General features: G+C 42.6%; 17 protein-coding genes. 7 read left to right on the top strand and 10 right to left on the bottom strand.

From position 1 onward, the window contains the following. Nucleotides 1–29: 29 nt before the first annotated feature. From mraY to rsmH, 4 genes are read right to left on the bottom strand one after another with little or no spacing between them, the layout of a single operon-like run. Entirely contained in the window at nucleotides 30–1010 is a 981-nt protein-coding gene (gene mraY / locus B7721_RS02995) for a phospho-N-acetylmuramoyl-pentapeptide-transferase (RefSeq protein ID WP_084877434.1), read from the bottom strand. A gap of 1 nt (nucleotide 1011) precedes the next feature. Continuing rightward, nucleotides 1012–3267, bottom strand: coding sequence for a penicillin-binding protein PBP2X (gene pbp2x / locus B7721_RS02990; protein WP_084877433.1), 2256 nt, complete (start codon nucleotides 3265–3267; stop codon nucleotides 1012–1014). A 3-nt stretch (nucleotides 3268–3270) separates the two neighbouring features. Then, complete coding sequence (ftsL, locus tag B7721_RS02985; protein WP_000840795.1) at nucleotides 3271–3588, bottom strand: cell division protein FtsL; 318 nt, start codon at nucleotides 3586–3588, stop codon at nucleotides 3271–3273. 10 nt (nucleotides 3589–3598) lie between these two features. Beyond that, the gene (gene rsmH / locus B7721_RS02980) at nucleotides 3599–4549 is read right to left on the bottom strand and encodes a 16S rRNA (cytosine(1402)-N(4))-methyltransferase RsmH (RefSeq protein ID WP_084877431.1); all 951 of its coding nucleotides are present in this window, start codon (nucleotides 4547–4549) and stop codon (nucleotides 3599–3601) included. A 162-nt stretch (nucleotides 4550–4711) separates the two neighbouring features. Here rsmH and B7721_RS02975 point away from each other — a divergent pair, with 162 nt between their 5' ends. The 4 genes from B7721_RS02975 to B7721_RS02960 are packed head-to-tail and all read left to right on the top strand — an operon-like array spanning nucleotide 4712 to nucleotide 6368. Continuing rightward, nucleotides 4712–4906, top strand: a complete 195-nt coding sequence (locus B7721_RS02975; protein WP_001082470.1) for a helix-turn-helix transcriptional regulator — start codon at nucleotides 4712–4714, stop codon at nucleotides 4904–4906. Between the two features lie 15 nt (nucleotides 4907–4921). Beyond that, nucleotides 4922–5464 carry a DUF3278 domain-containing protein gene (locus B7721_RS02970; RefSeq protein WP_084877430.1) on the top strand — a complete coding sequence of 181 codons (543 nt, stop codon included), beginning with the start codon at nucleotides 4922–4924 and terminating at the stop codon, nucleotides 5462–5464. A gap of 10 nt (nucleotides 5465–5474) precedes the next feature. After that, nucleotides 5475–5816, top strand: a complete 342-nt coding sequence (locus tag B7721_RS10200) for a hypothetical protein (protein ID WP_084877428.1) — start codon at nucleotides 5475–5477, stop codon at nucleotides 5814–5816. A gap of 12 nt (nucleotides 5817–5828) precedes the next feature. Beyond that, entirely contained in the window at nucleotides 5829–6368 is a 540-nt protein-coding gene (locus B7721_RS02960) for a DUF3278 domain-containing protein (RefSeq protein ID WP_084877427.1), read from the top strand. A 113-nt stretch (nucleotides 6369–6481) separates the two neighbouring features. On the opposite strand, the gene B7721_RS02955 is transcribed toward B7721_RS02960, so the two are convergent. Genes B7721_RS02955 through B7721_RS02935 form a run of 5 tightly spaced genes read right to left on the bottom strand, consistent with a single transcriptional unit; the run spans nucleotide 6482 to nucleotide 9987 of the window. After that, a complete protein-coding gene (locus B7721_RS02955) occupies nucleotides 6482–7099 on the bottom strand; it encodes a TipC family immunity protein (RefSeq protein WP_084877425.1) in 618 nt (205 codons plus the stop codon). 4 nt (nucleotides 7100–7103) lie between these two features. Beyond that, the gene (locus B7721_RS02950; protein WP_084877423.1) at nucleotides 7104–7712 is read right to left on the bottom strand and encodes a TipC family immunity protein; all 609 of its coding nucleotides are present in this window, start codon (nucleotides 7710–7712) and stop codon (nucleotides 7104–7106) included. A 10-nt stretch (nucleotides 7713–7722) separates the two neighbouring features. After that, a complete protein-coding gene (locus B7721_RS02945) occupies nucleotides 7723–9363 on the bottom strand; it encodes a T7SS effector LXG polymorphic toxin (RefSeq protein ID WP_084877422.1) in 1641 nt (546 codons plus the stop codon). Further along, a complete protein-coding gene (locus B7721_RS02940) occupies nucleotides 9353–9712 on the bottom strand; it encodes a DUF3958 family protein (protein WP_084877420.1) in 360 nt (119 codons plus the stop codon). Before B7721_RS02940 ends, B7721_RS02945 begins: the two co-directional genes overlap by 11 nt. Beyond that, nucleotides 9709–9987: a TIGR04197 family type VII secretion effector gene (locus tag B7721_RS02935; protein ID WP_084877419.1), complete on the bottom strand. Its 279-nt coding sequence runs from the start codon at nucleotides 9985–9987 to the stop codon at nucleotides 9709–9711. Before B7721_RS02935 ends, B7721_RS02940 begins: the two co-directional genes overlap by 4 nt. Before the next feature lie 201 nt (nucleotides 9988–10188). Here B7721_RS02935 and B7721_RS02930 point away from each other — a divergent pair, with 201 nt between their 5' ends. Beyond that, nucleotides 10189–10665, top strand: coding sequence for a glutathione peroxidase (locus tag B7721_RS02930; protein WP_084877418.1), 477 nt, complete (start codon nucleotides 10189–10191; stop codon nucleotides 10663–10665). 341 nt (nucleotides 10666–11006) lie between these two features. Continuing rightward, entirely contained in the window at nucleotides 11007–16904 is a 5898-nt protein-coding gene (locus B7721_RS02925) for an alpha-L-fucosidase (protein ID WP_084877416.1), read from the top strand. Nucleotides 16905–17068: 164 nt separating this feature from the next. On the opposite strand, the gene B7721_RS02920 is transcribed toward B7721_RS02925, so the two are convergent. Then, on the bottom strand, nucleotides 17069–18679 hold the full coding sequence (locus tag B7721_RS02920) for a glycoside hydrolase family 13 protein (RefSeq protein ID WP_084877415.1): 1611 nt from the start codon (nucleotides 18677–18679) through the stop codon (nucleotides 17069–17071). 152 nt (nucleotides 18680–18831) lie between these two features. Between B7721_RS02920 and B7721_RS02915 the strand changes: the two genes are divergently transcribed. Continuing rightward, entirely contained in the window at nucleotides 18832–20316 is a 1485-nt protein-coding gene (locus B7721_RS02915) for a DUF1846 domain-containing protein (protein ID WP_084877413.1), read from the top strand. The last annotated feature ends 91 nt before the right edge of the window (nucleotides 20317–20407 follow it).

Raw genomic sequence — 20407 nt, 5'->3', positions numbered from 1 at the left:
CTGTTTTATTTTGTAATCAAAAGTTATGTTTACAGCAGGTATAAAACAGCTAGGGTCAAGAGACTTGCTAGAAGCCCAACTCCCCAAAAGAAGAAGTCAACCTTCCACTCGCTCCAAGGATTGCCCTTGCCTGAGAATCCTCCAAGCTCGAAATGGTGATGCACAGGTGTCATACGGAAAATACGTTTTCCACCACTGAGTTTGAAGTAGGTAACCTGCATCATAACAGAGCTTGTCTCAAAGACATAGATAATCCCAATCAGTAAAAGGGTCCATTCTTGGTGGAGGGCCATAGAAATCGCTGCCAGCATCCCACCTAGTGCCAAACTTCCCACATCTCCCATGAAGACCTTGGCAGGCTTGTGGTTAAAGACGAAGAAACCTAATAAACCACCAATCATGGCAAGAATCACAAGAAGGATATCCAGTTGATTTTGCATATAAGCAATCACACCGTAGGCCGATAAGCTAATCACCACTGAAATACTTGCTAAGCCGTCGATCCCGTCCGTCAGATTCACCGCATTTGAAAAGCCAACTAGCCAGAAAAGGGCAAAGAAAATATAGAAAATGCCCAGATGTACTTGGTAGCCAAAGACTGAAAGCATGTCGCCACCACGCTCATAAAAGAGGTAGAAAATCACTCCTCCAAGCAGCTGGAGAGCAAGCTTTTGCTTGGGATTTAAGCCTTCGTTAATCTTACGAAAGACCTTGAGGAAATCATCCAAAAAACCTACCAAACCATACAAAACCAAGATAAACAAAATCATGCCTACATTGTTGGTCAATTGTTGGGTAAAGAGAGCGGCAAGGAAGCTCACAACAACTGCAACGATCAGGAAGACAATACCTCCCATGGTTGGAGTCCCAGCTTTAGCTTGGTGTTGCTTGACGTCCTCGTGCATCTGCTGTCCCGTAATCTGTGCTTTTCGATAAAATCGGATAAAGGCTGGAATACCTATCAAGGTCAATAGAAAGGCTAGAACTCCAGCACTAATGGAACTAATCATCTTAATCTCCTAAAGTTATTTTCATTTTTTTAAGGTCTTTGAGGGCTGTATTGGCACGAACACTTTGTTTCTTGACCGTTTTGCCACTACCTTCCCACTCGACTTCTATATTTAGCCATTTGGCAAATGTTTGGACATTTTCATCTGTCCAGCCGTACATATCAGGCATTTCTTCGACCTTATCTGACAGGATCAAGATCTGCTGATTGGCTTCCAAATTATCTCCTTCAGAAACCGAGAGTTCCTTGATCTTAGTTCCTGTTCCGATAACGATTGGTTGGACAAGGTTACGACGCAATTCCTCTGCTAGGTCACCCGGCGTAAAGTCCTTGGTAGCTGGCATGGCATAACTTGTCGTCTTGCTGACCTGATCCAAGCTCTTGGCAGTTGACTGAAGATTGAGGGATTCTTTCATGGCAGAAGCTCGCTCAAGGATTGGGTTGGCAAACTCTCCTAGCTGAACGCCTGAATAATGCTCTGGCTGTTGCACCGTCACATAGAGGATAAAGTCAGGATTTTCTGCAGGATGCATCGACACAACAGAGAAGATATAGTTGGTTTCACCTGTCAGGTAACCCCCATTCTTCTCATCAGCAATCTGAGCAGTCCCGGATTTCAGGGCAACATTTTGCCCCGGAACATTGACATTTGGTTTTCCTGTGCTATGGTTGTACATGGTACCATAGACAGGATCTGTTCCGACCATGACCATGTGATCCCGAGTAGAGGATGCTGCCGCTTTTGATACAGGATTTCCGACGATTTCCTTTTGAGACTTACGAACAGACTGGTCATTTGGATCATAGAGGGCACTGATAAATTTCGGTTCCAACATAACCCCATCGTTGGCAATAGCTGTAAAAGCACGAAGCATTTGGGTCTGGGTAACAGAAATCCCTTGTCCAAATGAACTCATGGCAATATTGACAATGTTATCAGCAGGCAATTGACCTGTGTACTCATCTGCCAGACCAAAACGGGTCGGCACCCCAAACTTAAAGCGGTTAAGGTAGTCCAGCCAGGTTGCATCCCCCATCTTTTGCTCAAGCAAGGTCATCCCGATATTACTTGAGTGGGCAAATCCTTGAGAGAAGGTCATAGTGCCACCACTCGTCAATCCTTCATTGACGTCCCAGTCTCGAATGGTCGCATCAGCTATTTTCAATTCACTGCTGTTAAAGTATTCGCCACCAGGGAAGGTATTGTTATCAATGGCTGAGGCCAACATCATCACCTTCATGGTCGATCCTGGCTCATAGTTACTTTGATAGAGGATATCACGCCAGACAAAGTCTTTTGTGATGCCATCCTTGGTATCTGCATTGAAGGTCGGCCGTTGAGTTGTAGCCAGGATTTCCCCTGTCTTAGCGCTGACCAAGGTAGCCGTCATATACTTGCCTTTTACCTTTTCCTGGAAGGCATCCATCTGGGTTTCCATAAAGGATTGTAAGGGACTAGAAAGGGTTGTGTAGACATCCTTTCCATCTACCGTTTGTTGGGAAGCCTGATCTGTACCCGGAACAATATTTCCCAGACGATCCTTCTCATAGGTAATAATCCCATCTGTACCCGCCAGAATGTTATTTAAAGAACTCTCCAATCCAGATGTCCCAATCAAACGTTTGGTGCCATCCTCATTTTCATGGAGTTGCGCTAAACCGATAAAGGAAGAAGCAAATTGTCCATTGGGATAACTACGGTTAGGGCTAGTTGTAAAGTCCACTCCCTCAACGCCAGCAGTTTTGAGGTCATTTTTAATAGCCATCATATTGGCATAGGTGATCCCATTTCCCTTGGTACCAAAGGATACCTGTTTTAGATCTGGCTGAGAAAGCTGTTCCTTGACATAAGACTCTTCCATATCTAGGTATTTATGGAAAATCTCAGCTACCTTATTAAATTGAGAATCTTCTACATAGAGAATTTTGCCTGTTGCTGACTTGTAGGACTTGTCAATAACGGCATAGATATTATACGAAGTCGCATCCTCAGCAATAGGCGTTCCATTACGATCGTAGATGGTTCCCCGTTTTGCAGGAATCGTCTTGGTTGTTTGATGGACCTTTTTTGCTTCTTGAACCAAGTCCTTACCAAATTTTTTACCCGTTCCGATAATGACCGCAAAGTTGACCAAAAAGACAGCGAAGAGTATGACAGCCAATAAACTCAGGCTTTTCCCTACTCTTCGACGATTTTCTTCTGGAGATTTACGGTTACGAACGGCATAACGGATGATTTTTTCTTTCCACTGTTTCATTTCTTACTCCGCTGCTCGGATATTTTCGTTATTCAGCTGCAAATCCTTGGAGTTTGCAATCTCTTTCAAACGTTCTGAACGAATCAATTCATTGACCTCTTGCTTGGCATCGTCTAGCTCGGTTTTCTTTTCTTCGATTTGAGCATTGACCTTGGTCAATTCATTCTGAACTTGTAATAGCTTGGTCTGCATAAACACAACGCTAATTGCCAGGATAATCATTGTTGCAGCAATCGAAACATAGAAGGCCTTTTCCACACGTGAAAAACCTTTAAACTTCGTTTGCAATAACTGGCTTGTTTTTTCGATTCTTTCTGCCATGTTTTTCCTCTTACTTGTGAATTTTTCTAGCCACGCGCAACTTGGCTGAATGCGAACGATTGTTGGCTTCTAGCTCTTCAGCACTTGGCAAGATTGGCTTGCGGGAGACCAATTCCATCTTGGGCTTAAGGTCATCTGGAATGAAGGGCAAGCCTTTGGGAACTTCCACTGTTGAAGCTTCCTTGAATAATTGCTTGGTCAAGCGGTCTTCCAGCGAATGGAAGGTAATGACCGAGATTCTCCCATCTAAAGCCAGCATGTCCATGGCCTGCTGGATGGATTCATCTGCAGCGCCCAGTTCATCATTGACTTCGATTCGGATAGCCTGAAAAATCTGCTTGGCAGGGTGCCCCTTTTTCTTGAGCTCCTTGGCAGGCTTGGCTGACTTGATAATCTCTGCCAACTCCGTCGTTGTCTCAATTGGTTTCACCTCACGCGCTTGCTCAATCTTACGAGCTATCTGTTTAGAGAATTTATCCTCACCATACTTAAAAAAGATCCGAACCAAGTCATGATAGTCATAATGATTGACCACCTCATAGGCCGTCAGACTAGCTTCCTGATTCATCCGCATATCCAGTGGCGCATCCTTTTTATAAGAAAAGCCACGTTCACGCTGATCTAGCTGAGGACTGGACACTCCCAAGTCATAACAAATTCCATCAATTTCCTGGACACCAGCCTTCAGCAAACGTGCCTGCAAATGACGGAAGTTATCCTTGATAAAGGTTACCATCCCCTTTTCGATATAGGGTGCCAACCGTTTGTGCGCATTGTCAATGGCATTCTGGTCCTGGTCAAAGGCATAGAGATGCCCTTTTTCGCTCAATTTACTTAATAAATATTCGCTATGGCCTGCTCCGCCCAAAGTCGCATCAACGTAGATACCGTCAGGTTTTACGTCAAGCATATCAATCGTTTCATGAAGCAAGACCGTTACATGATGAAATTCTTTTGTCATATCTTATCTATTTTACCACAAATCTGACCAGCTTGCACTTGTCAGACAAGGCTAAGTTTCTTCGAAAAAAATTCTCAAAAATATGTCACATATACTTGACACCTCATCTCCAAAAGAATATAATATAGTCAAATATATGCGACATGCCAGAAAGGAGACCCTATGAATCGTGTGAAAGAATTCCGCAAGGAACTGGGCATTTCCCAGCTCGAACTCGCCAAAGATATCGGTGTCTCGAGACAGACTATCAACATGATTGAAAATGACAAGTACAATCCAACCCTGGAACTCTGTCTCAACCTCGCCCGCAGCCTCCAAACTGACCTTAACAGCCTCTTTTGGGAAGACGATTTTTAAAAAAGGAGCAAACAAATGAAAAAAGAAACTCTCACTGAAAAACTCATCAAACGCACATACGGTATTTCTGGTCCCCTTGACGAACACAAACGGCGCGAGGCCGATCGTATCGGGAATCAGGTCTTTATCGTTCTCTTTTATCTCATGATATTTGGCAACCTCATCCCCTTTATCCTTGCTTATAAATACCCACAAATTGTCGCTATCGGCTATCCTCTCGTGGTGTTTGGCATTTCGATGATGGCTGCCCTCTATGTGGTCTCCCAAACCAAAAAAACAGGCATCACAGCTATTGACCCCGAAATGCTGAGTCAAAAAGAAAGTAAACAGCTACATTTTCCTGGTCTAAAGGCCGGTCTGATCTATGGCATGGGCATGTTCTTTGGAATACCGCTTCTGAATGTCCTAACCGATGATAGCAAGGATTATCTTGGTTCTCTTTTAAATACAGGGCATTTTGTATCAACTATCCTAGCTACCCTCTTCTTCGGAGTGACCATACAAATTATCGTCTCTCTGCGCATTCGAAAAGCCAAGAAAGATCGAGAAGACGACTAGGAGGTTCCTTATGAAATCACTAGCTAGGCTACTGATCAGTCATGTTTTTATCAGTATCTTTGTTACCTTTTTCCTACTTTCTGGACATATTGAGACTCCTTTCTTGATTATCTTTCTTTTATTCCTTCCTGTATTGAACAAGGGACAGAGATTCCAGAAAATCCAATCAAAAAAAATACGTCTTCTAAACGCATCTCTCTGTTTTATCCTCGTATCCTTTCCACAACTTTTAACAAATCCTATGGATTGGAGATACCTGGTATTTCTAATAATCTGTATCATTTTTAGTTTGGTTTACTTCTATACTCTCTATCAACTCTTTAAAGAAGTCAATCAAAAATCGCTCATTTAGGAGGTTACTCCCATGAAAAAAGAAGATTTCACCACTCGCTTACTCAAACTATTCTTTCACATACAAGGGCCTTTTGATGAATGCCGTCAAGAGATGATTTACAAGGCTTGTGCCCGTGCCTTGATCCAAATCGTTTACTCCTCCCTCCTACTCTTCTTGTTCTATCTCCTATTTGGACGCTTCATAGAGTTGGTTCGAGATGCCATGCCCTACCTCTATTTTGGACTTATCTTCGTCCTCGCATCTAGGGCGAGACTAGCAGTTCGCAACTTACATTTAGACAAGGATGACCCGTCCGAAATCCATCACAAAAGCTACAGCAAAAGCCAAATCAACCTTCGTAGTTGGGGTGTATTCCTCAGCATTCAGCTTATTCTCTTTCTCTTACTAATCTTTCATAAACTCTTTGCTCAGCATCTTCCCCTCGATACCTTTTGGGATGACCTCTTCCATTTCGATAAAACGCTCCCTTTACTGGTCTTGGGTTTGGGAATTGGTGCCATCTTTGGAAGCATGACCTACGCCTTTTTATCGGAACACGTTAAAAAATAGAGCAAGATTCGCTAATTTTTTAATTTATAGGCAAAGAATCCCACCTAGTTCGTTCTAGGTGGGATTTCCACTTCAATTCATAGAATATTTTCCAAAATATCTACTGACCCTCGTCACCAATTCTCCCACTGGGTTTCAATCTTGACATCGCCATAGTTGCTTGGCGAGTACTTACTGTCATAGATGGTACACCAGTCCTTCAAAACTTTCTGGTTGACGATTTCGTCGTAGTAAAAATCCAAATCCTTAGCTGTAATACCGTACTGCTCTAAGTAGGATTTCACTTGGGCCTCGTCTTCGATATATGTTTCCGATCTATTTTCATAAATCAGAATTTTTTTAACTAATACTTTTTTCTTAAATTCGTAATGAATAACAAAGTTAATTTTTTCTCCTGAGTTAGCATATCTTTCAAACCAAATATTTACACCTTTACTACTACCATCAAAATTAAACCCTAGTTCTAAATTCTTCACATCGCTTTCAAGAGAAGAATCATCGTATGTTATTATTGATTCATACTTATCCATTTCATTCATATTCGAATCATAAAGCTTTCGATTTTTTACTGTCACATGTTTTAAGTCTTTGAAGTTATAATGGCCCAAATAGTTTTTTGCCGTTTCTTGGTAAATCTCATCAAAAATGTTTTTAGGTTGTTTAGTAAAAAAGTAGAAATAGGATGATATGATTATTATGACTATAGCCAATATACTGAGTGTTTTCTTCATATTATCACCAATTCTCCCACTGGGTTTCAACCTTGACATCGCCATAATTGCTTGGCGAGTATTTACTGTCATAAATCGAGCACCAATCTTTCAGGACTTTCTGGTTGACGATTTCGTCGTAATAAGAATCCAAATCCTTGGCAGTGATACCATACTGCTCTAGGTAGGATTTTACCTGAGCTTCGTCTTCGATGTAATTTTTCGTATCTGCCTTCTTCAAAACTATTTTTACAAATTTTTTTAAATTACCTTCTTTATGAGAATATACAGTCCACATTTTTATACTAAAGTTGGACTCTATTCGTTTTTCAAATGAAATCGAACCAATTTCATCTTCGGAATAAAAACTAAATCCAATTCTTAGTTCAAGATAACCTTCCGGAAGATTTTTATAATTTCCTGAAGGTGTATACCTTAAAAATTCTCCGTCGCTTGGCCAAACTGGTTTAATATCAAATCCATCTATGTTTCTTAAAATATTATTTGTCTGATAAGTTTTCTCAGTTTCCTGGTAGATTTCATCAAAAATGTTTTTAGGTTGATGCATAAAGAAGTAAAGAGAAACTGATACAAGTAATACAACTATTGTTAAAACACCTAGTATTTTCTTCATAGACTTCCTCCTAGTCCGCCACAGCTTCTAAACGATTTAAAAACTTGGACACTCCTGGATATTTTCTTTCAATATATGCTTTAAGAGCATCCTCTCCATCTAGCTTAATATCCGTTGGTCGCAAACTATCATAAATAGTATCTCTGACTGTATCCCAATCCTTATTTTTTAGGAATTCTCTTTCTCTCTGAGAGGAGTCTTTTTGAAGGTCAGCATAGTAAGAAGAGATGGCTTGGTCATAGGATTGCCCCTTTTGCATACGGCCGATAAGGTTGACCGAGTCCAAATCCGCCTTGTAGTCATCCTCTCCGATACTTGGCTTCATATCGTTTGCATTAAAGGTCGTATCTCCCTCCCAGCCAGAAAGGTCCTTGACACGCTCTCTACCGCCATAGAGATCGGCTAACTGAACTTGATTAGGATTAAGGTGAGTCGCCATAGTGATGGACTGGTGGGTGAAGTCTGCATGGCCCGCTCCATTGTTAGAATAGGCCTTCAGTTTGGTATCCCAAAACTTATCAAAATCATCTTCTTTATCATAAGCTTCGGAATAACGTTTTTTATAAGTTTCATATAACTTTGGAGAATTTACTTTTAATGTTTCTGAATCATTATTTTCCCCACTAGCCAATTCGTGTTGCAGTCTAAGATTATAATACAGTTCTTTGGCCTTTTCTTCTTTCAATCCCAGTTCTTGATAAATTTCTACTATTGGTTTCAATGTTATCCATTTTTGGCCTGTCTGTGGATCACTCACAAATTCTTTATAAAAATATTGCCCCAAACCACCCGCCGTTTCGTTCCACTTAAAGTCATTATAGTAGGCTGCACCAATGACTCGTAAAAAGATATAGTCACGAAATTCTTGACTAGAGGTTGGAAATTTCCTATCTATCCCTTGCTTGATGGTCAAGAGTTGTTGGGCTGTCTCGGCATCAAAGCCGTATTCTGCCATCATGGTTTGGACAAAGGCTTTCTCTTGGCGACTGAGCTTCATGTCCTTTGTGTCAGAATAGGCAGTCAGGTAGTTGGCCCAAGTCAGGTCAGATGGAATTTTAAAGACACCTTGCTTGGCATCCCAGCTCGTTTCGATCTGGGCCAGCCCACGACTCAGTTGCACATCGATACTGTCTAGTTCATCGAACAGTCTTCCTGAATAGCTATCATAGGCACGCAGGTCTCCCAAGATTGTTTCATAGACACGTTTATTCGCATGGTGTCCTCGCATGAGTTCCACATTACTGCGTCTCAATCTCCCTTTTTCTTCGCTATCCATGGTCAAGCTAGAAAGGGATTGATTGACTTCATCTAGATAGGCAATCATTTGCTCTTCCTGGCGGATCTTATCAAGTAGATCGTCCTCGCGCCAACTCTTGCTGTCAACCATACTTTGGTAGTCTTCTGGCAATTTCTTGATGGCTTGAGAGAAGGTTTCTGCATAGAGTTGTCCCCCTTTGCTCAAGGGTAGTAAGACACTTGCAAAAAAACTTCTAGCCGAATCATAAGCGTTACCCTTTAAACTCTCCGTATCCTCTGAAAACTTTTGGATGGCTGATTGCAAATCTTGATAAGCCTCCACCTGAGATTGGCACATGGTCGCTACACTCGAACTTTGTAGTTGCGATTGTTCCAAATACATATCAATGCCCATGTTGTTTTTCCTCCTCTCTTTCTAGTTCTTTGCGTCTTTCATAGTAAACCGCATCCAAGTCTCCCTCTAACCGGAACTTTCCTTTCTTCAAATCATCCATGCGGTAGCTGAGGTCCTCAAAGATTTGGTTTTTGAGATGATTTCTCTGCAGGAGCGTTTCTTCCAACTGTCCTGCATATCGGCTCTGATAGGCTGTCTCCCACAAATCACTTTGATAACGGTGGCTGGCTCTATCATATCCTTCAAAGGTTTCTAGCAGTTCTTTGGTGCGGTACTTCTCTTTTCCATTGTCTTCTAGCTGGTACAAGAGTTCTCGCTCTCTTTTCTTCAACTCATCTAACTTGCTCATGCATGACTCCCAAAACCATTGGCCGCAGCCTTATCTAGCGCTTCAAAATCACTCGCTACAGAGTGAAGTCGTTCGGAAGTTAGGGTGACAGCGGCTGTAATCTGACTAGCTAGATTTTGATCCTTTGTCAGACATTGATGGGCCTTGTTATTCCCTTGAAGGGTCGTTAAGTCATCCTGACTAGCCGCAGCGATCGCTGTTAACGATTGACAAGCATTTTTAAGCTGAGTCGCATATGTTTGCGCAATATTTAGATCACTTTTTACTGTTGACATGGCTGTTTTATCCTTTTTCTGATTCCCTAGTGATAGGTACACTACATTTAGCTACATAGGCCTATTATACCATGTTTCATAAAAGGAGCATCATTTTGTCCTGATTTATGTACAATTGTGTATTATTTTGACAACTTCTCTCATCCAACTCGACGAAAAGGGTAAAAACTGTTACAATGTAGAAAAAGAAAAGAGGCTCTCATGACCAGTATATATGATTTTTCCGTTTTAAACCAAAACAACCAAGCAACTCCCCTGGATAGCTATCGTGGCAAGGTTCTCTTGATTGTCAACACTGCTACAGGATGTGGTTTAACGCCCCAGTACCAGGGACTTCAAGAACTCTATGAACGCTATCAAGATCAGGGCTTTGAAATCCTAGATTTCCCTTGCAATCAGTTTATGGGACAAGCACCTGGCAGCGCAGAGGAAATCAATAGTTTCTGCAGTCTACACTATCAGACCACTTTCCCTCGCTTTGCCAAGATCAAGGTCAACGGCAAGGAGGCAGATCCTCTTTATGTTTGGCTAAGAGACCAGAAATCTGGCCCGCTAGGAAAACGAATCGAATGGAATTTTGCTAAGTTTCTCATTGGTCGAGATGGGCAAGTCCTTGAGCGCTTCTCTTCCAAAACAGACCCCAAAACCATCCAAGAGTCTCTCCAAAAAATACTCTAATTTCTTTTTAAAACGTATCCCTTCATTTAGTTTGAGCCATGAAAGGATGCGTTTTTTCTTTAAAAAGTAACTGATTTTCTTTAATTTATATTTATTTTTTTGCTTTTTGCTATTGCAATTCTTTCATTAATTTAGTATATTTGTTATATTAAAAGTTTTCAGTCATTTTAAGGGAGAAATGACCTTTTAAATTTTTTTATCTTAAAATGAAAGCGTTTTATAAGCAGGAGGTAAGGTGGCTTACAAATTATCAGAGAGTTTTTCATTAAATCAAGTTGTAACCAAGTCATACTTGGGCTTGGGCAGTAGCTGACTGCCTTTCTAAAAACTAGGAGTATATTATGAATCGATACCTTTTTGAAAAAGGGCAAACATTTAGCATTCGGAAGTTGACTGTAGGTGTGGCATCTGTTATCGTGGGACTGGCATTTTTTGCTTCTGGAACCGTGCGTGCAGATGAAACGTCTCCTGCCACAACATCCAATTTAGATCAGCAAATGAAACAAGTAGCAGATATAGAAGAGACCAAGACTGAACCAGTCAAAGAAGAAGGCCGTGTAGAAGCTGAAAAACAAGAAACACCTGCTGCCGATACTAACAGTGCTGACTTGCTCCCTGAAGACATTCAGGACCGTGCCTATCCAGACACACCTGTCAAAGAACTCGATACGACTACTATCGTTGACCAAAAAGCTAGTCCAAAAGTAGAAACTAAGAGCATTCTAAAGGACAAGGAAGAAGCTCCAAAAGAAGCTGAGAACGGAAATCGTGCCATCATTAACGGTGGACAAGACCTCAAACACATCAACTACGAGGGACAACCTGCTACTGCTGCTACTATGGTTTACAGCACTTACAATGCAGGGGAACAACGCTACCTCGTTTCAGGCTCAGGTATCTTCGTAGCACCTAACCTGATCCTTACCGTTGCTCATAACTTCCTAGAAGCCAATAAAGAAACTGGCGAAGGTCACATTCGTGGTGGAAAATCTGCCCAGTTCTACTATAACGTTGGTTCAAACAGCGAAAAGAAAAACTCACTGCCATCTTCTGGAACTACGGTTTTATTCAGAGAAAAGGATATCCATTTCTGGAACAAGAAGGAGTTTGGAAAAGGCTATAAGAATGACCTTGCTCTTGTAGAAGCTCCTATTCCTCTTCCGATTGCTAGTCCAAACAAAGCAGCAACCTTTGCGCCTTTAGCGGAACACAAAACGCATCAGCCGGGAGAAGCCATCAGTACGATTGGCTACCCAACTGACTCGAGCTCAAAAGAACTGAAACAACCTATCCTAGCTGGTCAGCTTTACAAGGCAGATGGGACCATCCGATCTGTTGAGTCCTATGATGATAAGGGAACGACTGGTATCACCTACAAAACCACTTCTGTATCTGGTTTGTCTGGTGGCGGGATTGTCGATAGCCAAGGAAAAGTTCTGGGGGTTCACCAACACGGAACCGTTGACAATGGTGTGGCTGAAAAGGATCGCTTTGGTGGCGGACTCGTCCTTTCACCTGAACAACTGAAATGGGTTAAGGACATGATTGCCAAGTATGGTGTGAAAGGCTGGTACCAGGGAGACAACGGAAATCGTTACTACTTTACTGATGAAGGGCGTATGCTTCGGAATGAGAAAGCTGTTATCGGAAGCAACGAATATTCCTTCAACCAAGATGGGATCGCTACCTTGACCAAGGGAGTTGAGTACGGTCGTGTGGTTATCCAACACGAAGACGAAGAAGGAAATCCTGTCAAAGATAATGACACCTTTATCGAACAGACAGCTGTTGATTCGCCATTTGACTATAATTTCAAAAAAGAAATCGAGAAAACGGACTTCTATCAGAAGAATAAAGACAAATACGAAATTGTATCCATTGATGGCGTAGCAGTCAATAAACAGCTAAAAGATACTTGGACTGAAGAGCACAATGTTGTCAGCAAAGCGCCTGCCGGTACACGTGTCATCAAGGTGGTCTATAAAGTTAACAAAGGCTCCTTCAAAGTTTACTACCGTCAAAAAGGAACCACTACTGAACTAGCGGAAGCGACAGTTGATAACAATGACGGCCAAGAGTATGACTTTTCCTTTGTCAACACCTTCCATGCAAAAGACATTGCTGGCTACCGTCCAGTCAAAACTAGCCTGGAAGCAACCATCCAGCATAAAGGTGTGAATGAGGTCGTCTTTGAATACGAGCCGGTCGCTGATACAGCTAATCCAACGACTCCGACTCCACCAGTGGCTCATCCAGAAGATAAGGAAACCGAGATTGGCAATCATGGACCTCTTCCAAGCAAGGCTCAACTCGATTACCACAAGGAAGAATTGGCAGCCTTCATCCACTACGGAATGAACACCTATACCAATTCTGAATGGGGTAATGGGAAAGAAGACCCCCGATACTTCAATCCAACCAACTTGGATACTGACCAGTGGATTCGCACTCTGAAGGAAACGGGCTTCAAACGAACTATTATGGTTGTTAAACACCACGACGGATTCGTTGCTTACCCATCTAAATACACCAACCATACCGTAGCTGCTAGCCCATGGAAAGATGGAAAGGGTGACCTTCTCGAAGAAGTTTCCAAGTCCGCTAGCAAGTATGACATGAACATGGGGGTTTACCTTTCACCATGGGATGCCAACCATCCTAAATACCATGTCGCAACCGAAAAAGAATACAACCAATACTATCTCAACCAGCTGAAAGAAATCCTTGGTAATCCAAAATACGGTAATAAAGGGAAATTTATCGAGGTTTGGATGGACGGTGCGCGTGGTAGCGGTGCCCAAAAAGTAACCTATACCTTTGATGAATGGTTCAAATACATCAAAGAAGCCGAAGGAGATATCGCCATTTTCTCTGCTCAACCAACAAGCGTTCGCTGGATCGGAAATGAACGAGGGATTGCAGGTGACCCTGTATGGCATAAAGTCAAAAGAGCCAACATCACAGACGATGTGAAAAACGAATACCTCAACCATGGTGACCCAGATGGTGATATGTACTCTGTAGGGGAAGCTGATGTTTCGATCCGTTCGGGCTGGTTCTATCATGACAATCAACAGCCGAAATCACTCAAAGAGTTGATGGATATCTACTTCAAGTCTGTTGGTCGTGGAACGCCACTCCTTCTCAATATTCCACCAAATAAAGAAGGAAAATTCGCAGATGCAGATGTGGCTCGCTTGAAGGAATTCAAAGCAACCCTAGACCAAATGTATGCGACTGACTTTGCCAAAGGTGCCACTGTAACAGCAAGTTCTACTCGTCAGAACCATCTCTACAAGGAAAGCCACCTCACAGACGGTAAAGATGACACCAGCTGGGCCCTCTCAAATGATGCCACAACTGGTAGCTTTACAGTCGATTTAGGGCAAAAGAGACGCTTTGACGTCGTTGAACTCAAGGAAGACATCGCCAAAGGGCAACGTATCTCTGGTTTCAAGATCGAAGTCGAAATCAACGGACGTTGGGTGACTTACGGTGAAGGTTCGACCGTTGGTTACCGTCGCTTGGTTCAAGGCAAGCCTGTTGAAGCACAAAAAATCCGTGTAACCATCACTGGTGCTCAAGCAACTCCAATCTTGACTAACTTCTCAGTCTACAAGACACCAAGTAGTATCGAAAAGACAGACGGCTACCCTCTTGGACTTGAATACCACTCAAACACAACTGCGGATACAGCCGGAACAACTTGGTACAATGAATCTGAAGGGGTTCGTGGCACTTCTATGTGGACCAATCAAAAAGATGCCAAAGCAAGCTATACCTTCACAGGAACCAAGGCCTATGTCGTCTCTACAGTCGATCCTGGTCATGGAGAAATGTCCGTCTACGTTGATGGTCAAAAGGTTGCCGATGTCCAAACTAAGAATGCTAGCCGTAAACGCAGCCAAAAAGTCTTTGAGACAGGCGATTTAGCACCAGGCCAACACACTATTACTCTTGTAAATAAAACAGGCGAACCAATTGCTACAGAAGGAATCTACACCCTAAACAATGATAGTAAAGGGATGTTTGAACTCGAGTCTACCAACTACGAAGTCGAAAAAGGAAAACCAGTCACTGTTAAGATTAAACGTGTTGGTGGAAGCAAGGGGGCTGCTACTGTTCGCTTCATCACAGAACCTGGAACTGGGGTTCACGGTAAAGTTTACCAAGATACAACTCAAGATGTGACCTTTAAAGATGGAGAAACAGAAAAGACTGTTACCATCCCAACGATTGACTTTACAGAACAAGCCGACTCTGTCTTTGACTTCAAAGCCAAGCTCACTTCTGTCACTGATGGTGCCCTGCTCGGTTTTGCTACCGATGCAACCATCCAAGTGATGAAAGCTGAATTGCTGATCAAGGACCAAACAAGTTATGATGACCAAGCTAGTCAGTTGGATTACAGTCCTGGCTGGCACCATGAAACCAATTCGGCAGACAAATACCAAAAGACTGAGTCTTGGGCTTCCTTTGGCCGCTTAACTGATGAGCAAAAGAAAAAGACAACTGTCACAGCCTACTTCTACGGTACTGGACTTGATATCAAGGGCTATGTTGATCCAAATCATGGTATCTACAAAGTCTTCCTAGATGGCAAAGAAGTTCCTTACCAAGAGGGCATGGGAAATGCTTCAACTATTGATGGTAAGAAATACTTTAGCGGCCGTGCAGCTCAACGCCAAGGCAATCAAACTCTGGTTAGCTTAAAAGGTCTGGACGAAAACTTGCACGCAGTCACCCTTCAACTAGATCCTGATCGAAACGATTTGTCTCAAAATATCGGTATTCAGGTAGATCAATTTATCACTCGTGGCGAAGGTAGCGAACTCTACAGCAAGGCAGATATCATCCAGTCTATCTCAAAATGGAAAGACGATCTGTCCAACTTTGATCCAGCAGGCTTGAAAAATACGGCTACTGCACGCCAAGCATTCCAAGCAAATCTAGAAAAATTGAGAAACCAACTCAGTGCTGATGCAGTGGATGTTCAAGAAGTCATGTTGACAGTCAGCGTCCTACAAGATATCCTATCCAAGGATGAGAACTATCAAAGAGGCCAAGAGGAACCTAGTCCAGAGCAACCGGAACAGCCAGAAGAACCTGAGAAACCTGACCAGCCTGAGAAACCAGCCGAACCAAAACAACCGGAAATTGAGTACGATAAGGCTATGGACAGCTTGACAAAAGCTATCGAGAAAAAAGTCGCTGAGCTTGGATCCAACAAGGAAGCTAAAAAGAAATTATTAGAAATTGCTGACCAAGCCATTGCTGCAATCCAAGAAGCTAAAACTCAGGAAGCAGTCAATCAAGCGCTAGAAACTGCTCTCGAACAAATCAACAAACTCGAAGCGGCTCAGCCTGAAAAACCGGCTCAACCTGAAACTCCGGCTCAGCCTGAAAAGCCAGCGCAACCGGAACAACCAACTCAACCTGAGAATCCAGTTCAACCGGAAAAACCGGCGCAACCTGAGAAACCGACTCAACCGGAAACTCCAGCGCAACCTGAGAAACCGGCTCAACCGGAAAAACCGGCGCAACCTGAGAAACCGGCGCAACCGGAAAAACCTGCTGAGCCTGAAAAGCCAGTTCAGCCTGAAAAACCAACTCAACCGGAAACTCCAGCGCAACCTGAGAAACCGGCTCAACCGGAAAAACCGGCTCAGCCTGAAAAGCCGACTCCACCGGAAACTCCAGCGCAACCTGAGAAACCAATTACTTCTTCAAGTCCTGAGGAAGGGGTTAAAGACCTTGTCTTTACACTTCCAAGCTTGGAAATCGTCAATAAGGTCGTACCGTTCAAGACTATTCGTCACGAAAACCCACAATTAGACAAAGGAAAAGAGCAAGTTCTATCAGAAGGGAAAGACGGTCTCTTAGTCGAGTATGTTGAAGTGGACGGTGACAATCGCAAGGTTCTCCAAACAGAAGCAACTCCAGCTCAAGATCGAGTGATTGAGGTAGGTAGCAAACAAAGCTCAGTTGGAACAGAAGCGCCACCAGTTGTGACTCTTCCTGAGTATGTTCTACCAAGAGAGACTGAAAAACCTGCTCCAGCCGTAACAGATCATTCATCATCAAAAGATGAAAAAGCTCCTGTTACAGCTACAATCAAAGAAGACAAGGAAAGACTACTCCCTGCAACTGGGGAACAAGAAGCAAGTGCCTTCCTCTTCTTGGCAGCCATTACTTCTATCTTGTCTCTCCTGATCTTCCAAAAGAATTTCAAAGACTAATAACCCTCTTTGATTGATTCTTTCTAATTATTCAGTTCCCCCGTTGAGAAGACCATTTGGTCTTCTCTTTTTCTATCTGTAAAATTAAAAAACATCCACAAATTAAACAGCACCCCAAAAGTCAGACAGAAAAAATCTAACTTTTGCGGTGCTGTTCACTTATTTTAATCCGTTAGTTCCACACAGAAAGCATCCCATGGCTCTAAGGTTTGTTTTTCAACTGCTTCTTTAGCAGTAGTGTTTTCAATCAAGATTGACTTAACTCTTCCTTCTACTGAAAGGTTTTGTTTTTCATTGGACAAGTTAGCCACAACCAGGAAGCGGCGGTCACCGTCCTTACGGATATAAGCAAAGACCTTGTCAGCTGTATCAAGCAATTCAAAGTCGGCTCGAATCAGCCAGCTGTTCTCCTTACGAATTTGAACGAGTTTTTGATAGGTATAGAAAATAGAATCTGGATTCGCCAGCGCTTCTTGAACGTTGATTTCTTGATAGTTTGGATTAACTGCTAACCAAGGTTGACCTGTTGAGAAGCCAGCATTTTTGCTTTCATCCCACTGCATCGGGGTACGGGCATTATCACGACCAATAACACGGATACTGTCCATGATTTCTTCCATCGGAACGCCTTTTTCAAGAGCTTCACGCGCATAGTTGAGAGATTCAATATCTTCTACTTGGTCCAGTGTTTCAAATGGATAGTTGGTCATCCCAATCTCCTCACCCTGGTAGATATAAGGTGTCCCTCTCATGAGATGAAGCAGGATTGCAAAGGCTTTAGCAGATTTTTCACGATATTCTTGGTCATTTCCCCAGATAGAGACGATTCGAGGAAGGTCATGGTTGTTCCAGAAGAGGGAATTCCAGCCATCCTCAACTCCTAACTCTGTCTGCCATTTGTTAAAAATTTCTTTTAACTTCCCTACATTTAACTCTTTTTGGTAGTGCCACTTAGGTTGCCCTTCCTGATATTGAAGACAGATATGTTCAAACTGGAAGACCATAGACAATTCTTGTCCCTTTGGATCCGAGTAGAGCTTAGCAATCTCTGGCGTTGCTCCCCAGGTCTCTCCTACTGTCAAGAGATTCTTATCTCCAAAGGTCGCCTGATTCATTTCCTTGAGATAGGGATGAAGCATAGGACCATTATTAACCACTTTCTCATCAGGAATTTTTCCAATCATGTCAATAACATCCATACGGAAACCACCAATGCCTTTATCAATCCAGAAGTTCATCATCTCGTAAATTTTCTGGCGCAGTTTTTCATTCTCCCAGTTGAGATCGGACTGTTTCTTGCTAAAAAAGTGGAGATAGTATTGACCCGACTTTTCATCGTATTCCCAGGCAGACCCACTAAAGATAGACTCCAAATCATTGGGTTCATCCCGCCAGATATAGTAGTCACGCTCAGGGCTGTCAGGATTTTCACAGGCCTCGACAAACCATGCGTGTTCATCCGAGGTATGATTGACCACCAAGTCCATGATAATTCGAATATCACGCTTCTTAGCTTCTGCGATGAGTTCATCCATGTCCTCCATGGTTCCGAAAATAGCTGCAATCGCTTGATAATCAGCAATATCATAACCATTATCATCCATAGGACTATCATAAACAGGAGAAAGCCAAATCGCTGTGATTCCTAACTTAGCTAGATAGTCTAACTTACTAGTAATTCCTGGCAAATCGCCAATTCCATCTCCGTTGCTATCCATAAAACTCTTGGGATAGACTTGATAGACTACGGCATTGTGCCACCATTTTTCTTGCATCTTCTTACCTCATTATTTTAATAATCTATAGTCTATGATAGCGCTTTTTCAAACTTTGTGCAAGCGTTTGCCTAATCTTTTTGATTTCTTTTTTGGCTCCGTAGTTTCCTATCTTCCAATTTTTTATTATAATAGAGGTCAGAGGTAAAAAAATGAAAAAACAAGCTTTTAGTTCTGAACAATATTTGAATCTACAGCGCGACCACATTTTGGAGCGCATTAACCAATTTGACGGCAAACTCTATTTGGAGTTTGGTGGCAAAATGTTAGAAGATTTCCACGCTGCTCGCGTTCTTCCTGGTTATGAGCCTGACAATAAAATCAAACTCTTGCAAGAATTGAAAGAGCAGGTTGAAGTTGTGATCGCCATTAACGCCAGCAACATCGAGCATTCTAAAGCGCGTGGCGACTTGGGCATTTCTTATGACCAAGAAGTTCTTCGTTTGATTGATAAATTCAATGAATTAGGGATTTTTGTTGGTTCCGTTGTCATCACACAGTACGCTGGCCAACCAGCTGCAGATGCCTTCCGCAACCAGTTAGATAAAAACGGGATTGATTCTTATCTTCATTATCCAATCAAAGGATACCCGACGGATATGGATCACATCATTTCTCCAGAAGGTATGGGGAAAAACGACTACATCAAAACCAGTCGCAACTTGATTGTCGTAACTGCTCCTGGACCTGGTTCTGGAAAATTGGCAACTTGCATGTCAAACATGTACCACGACCAAATCAATGGTATCAAGTCTGGTTACGCTAAATTTGAAACCTTCCCAGTTTGGAATCTTCCCCTTCATCATCCGGTCAACTTGGCCTACGAGGCTGCAACCGCAGACCTTGATGATGTCAACATGATTGACCCCTTCCATCTTCAAACTTACGGAGAAACTACTGTCAATTACAACCGTGATATCGAAATCTTCCCAGTGCTAAAACGTATGTTGGAACGCATTCTCGGTGAATCTCCATACGCTTCACCAACAGACATGGGTGTCAACATGGTTGGCTTCGCTATTACTGATAATGAATCTGCTATCGAAGCTTCAAAACAAGAAATCATCCGTCGCTACTATCAGACTGTACTTGATTTTAAAGCTGAAAAAGTCGGAGAAACTGCTGTCAAGAAAATCGAGTTGCTCATGAACGACCTCGGTATCACACCTGCAGACCGTCAGGTTGCTGTCGCTGCACGTCAAAAAGCTGAAGAAACCGGCGGACCTGCCCTTGCTCTCGAATTGCCATCTGGTGACATTGTCACTGGTAAAAACTCAGAACTCTTTGGCCCTACAGCCGCTGCCTTGATCAATGCCATCAAAAAATCAGCTGATATCGCTAAAGAAGTAAAACTAATCGAACCTGAAGTCGTCAAACCAATTCAAGGTCTTAAAATCGATCACCTAGGTAGCCGCAATCCTCGCCTCCACTCAAATGAAATTTTGATTGCGCTAGCCATCACAGCTATGGAAAATCCAGATGCTGCGCGTGCCATGGAAGAACTTGGTAACCTCAAAGGAAGCGAAGCCCACTCAACCATCATCTTGACCGATGAAGACAAGAATGTCCTTCGCAAACTAGGTATCAACGTAACCTTTGACCCATTCTACCAATACGATCGCTTGTATCGTAAGTAAATAAACAAGGCTGGACAAAAACTCAATTTGAGAGAAAATCCAGTAAATCTTTACATAATAAAAAAATCAAACGCATAATATCAAGTCTTTT

The organism is Streptococcus oralis subsp. oralis (genome assembly GCF_002096445.1).
GTDB classification, from domain to species: Bacteria; Bacillota; Bacilli; order Lactobacillales; family Streptococcaceae; genus Streptococcus; species Streptococcus oralis_N.
The sequence above is the reverse complement of the archived record's forward strand: the minus strand, read 5'-3'. Positions and strand labels throughout refer to the sequence as shown.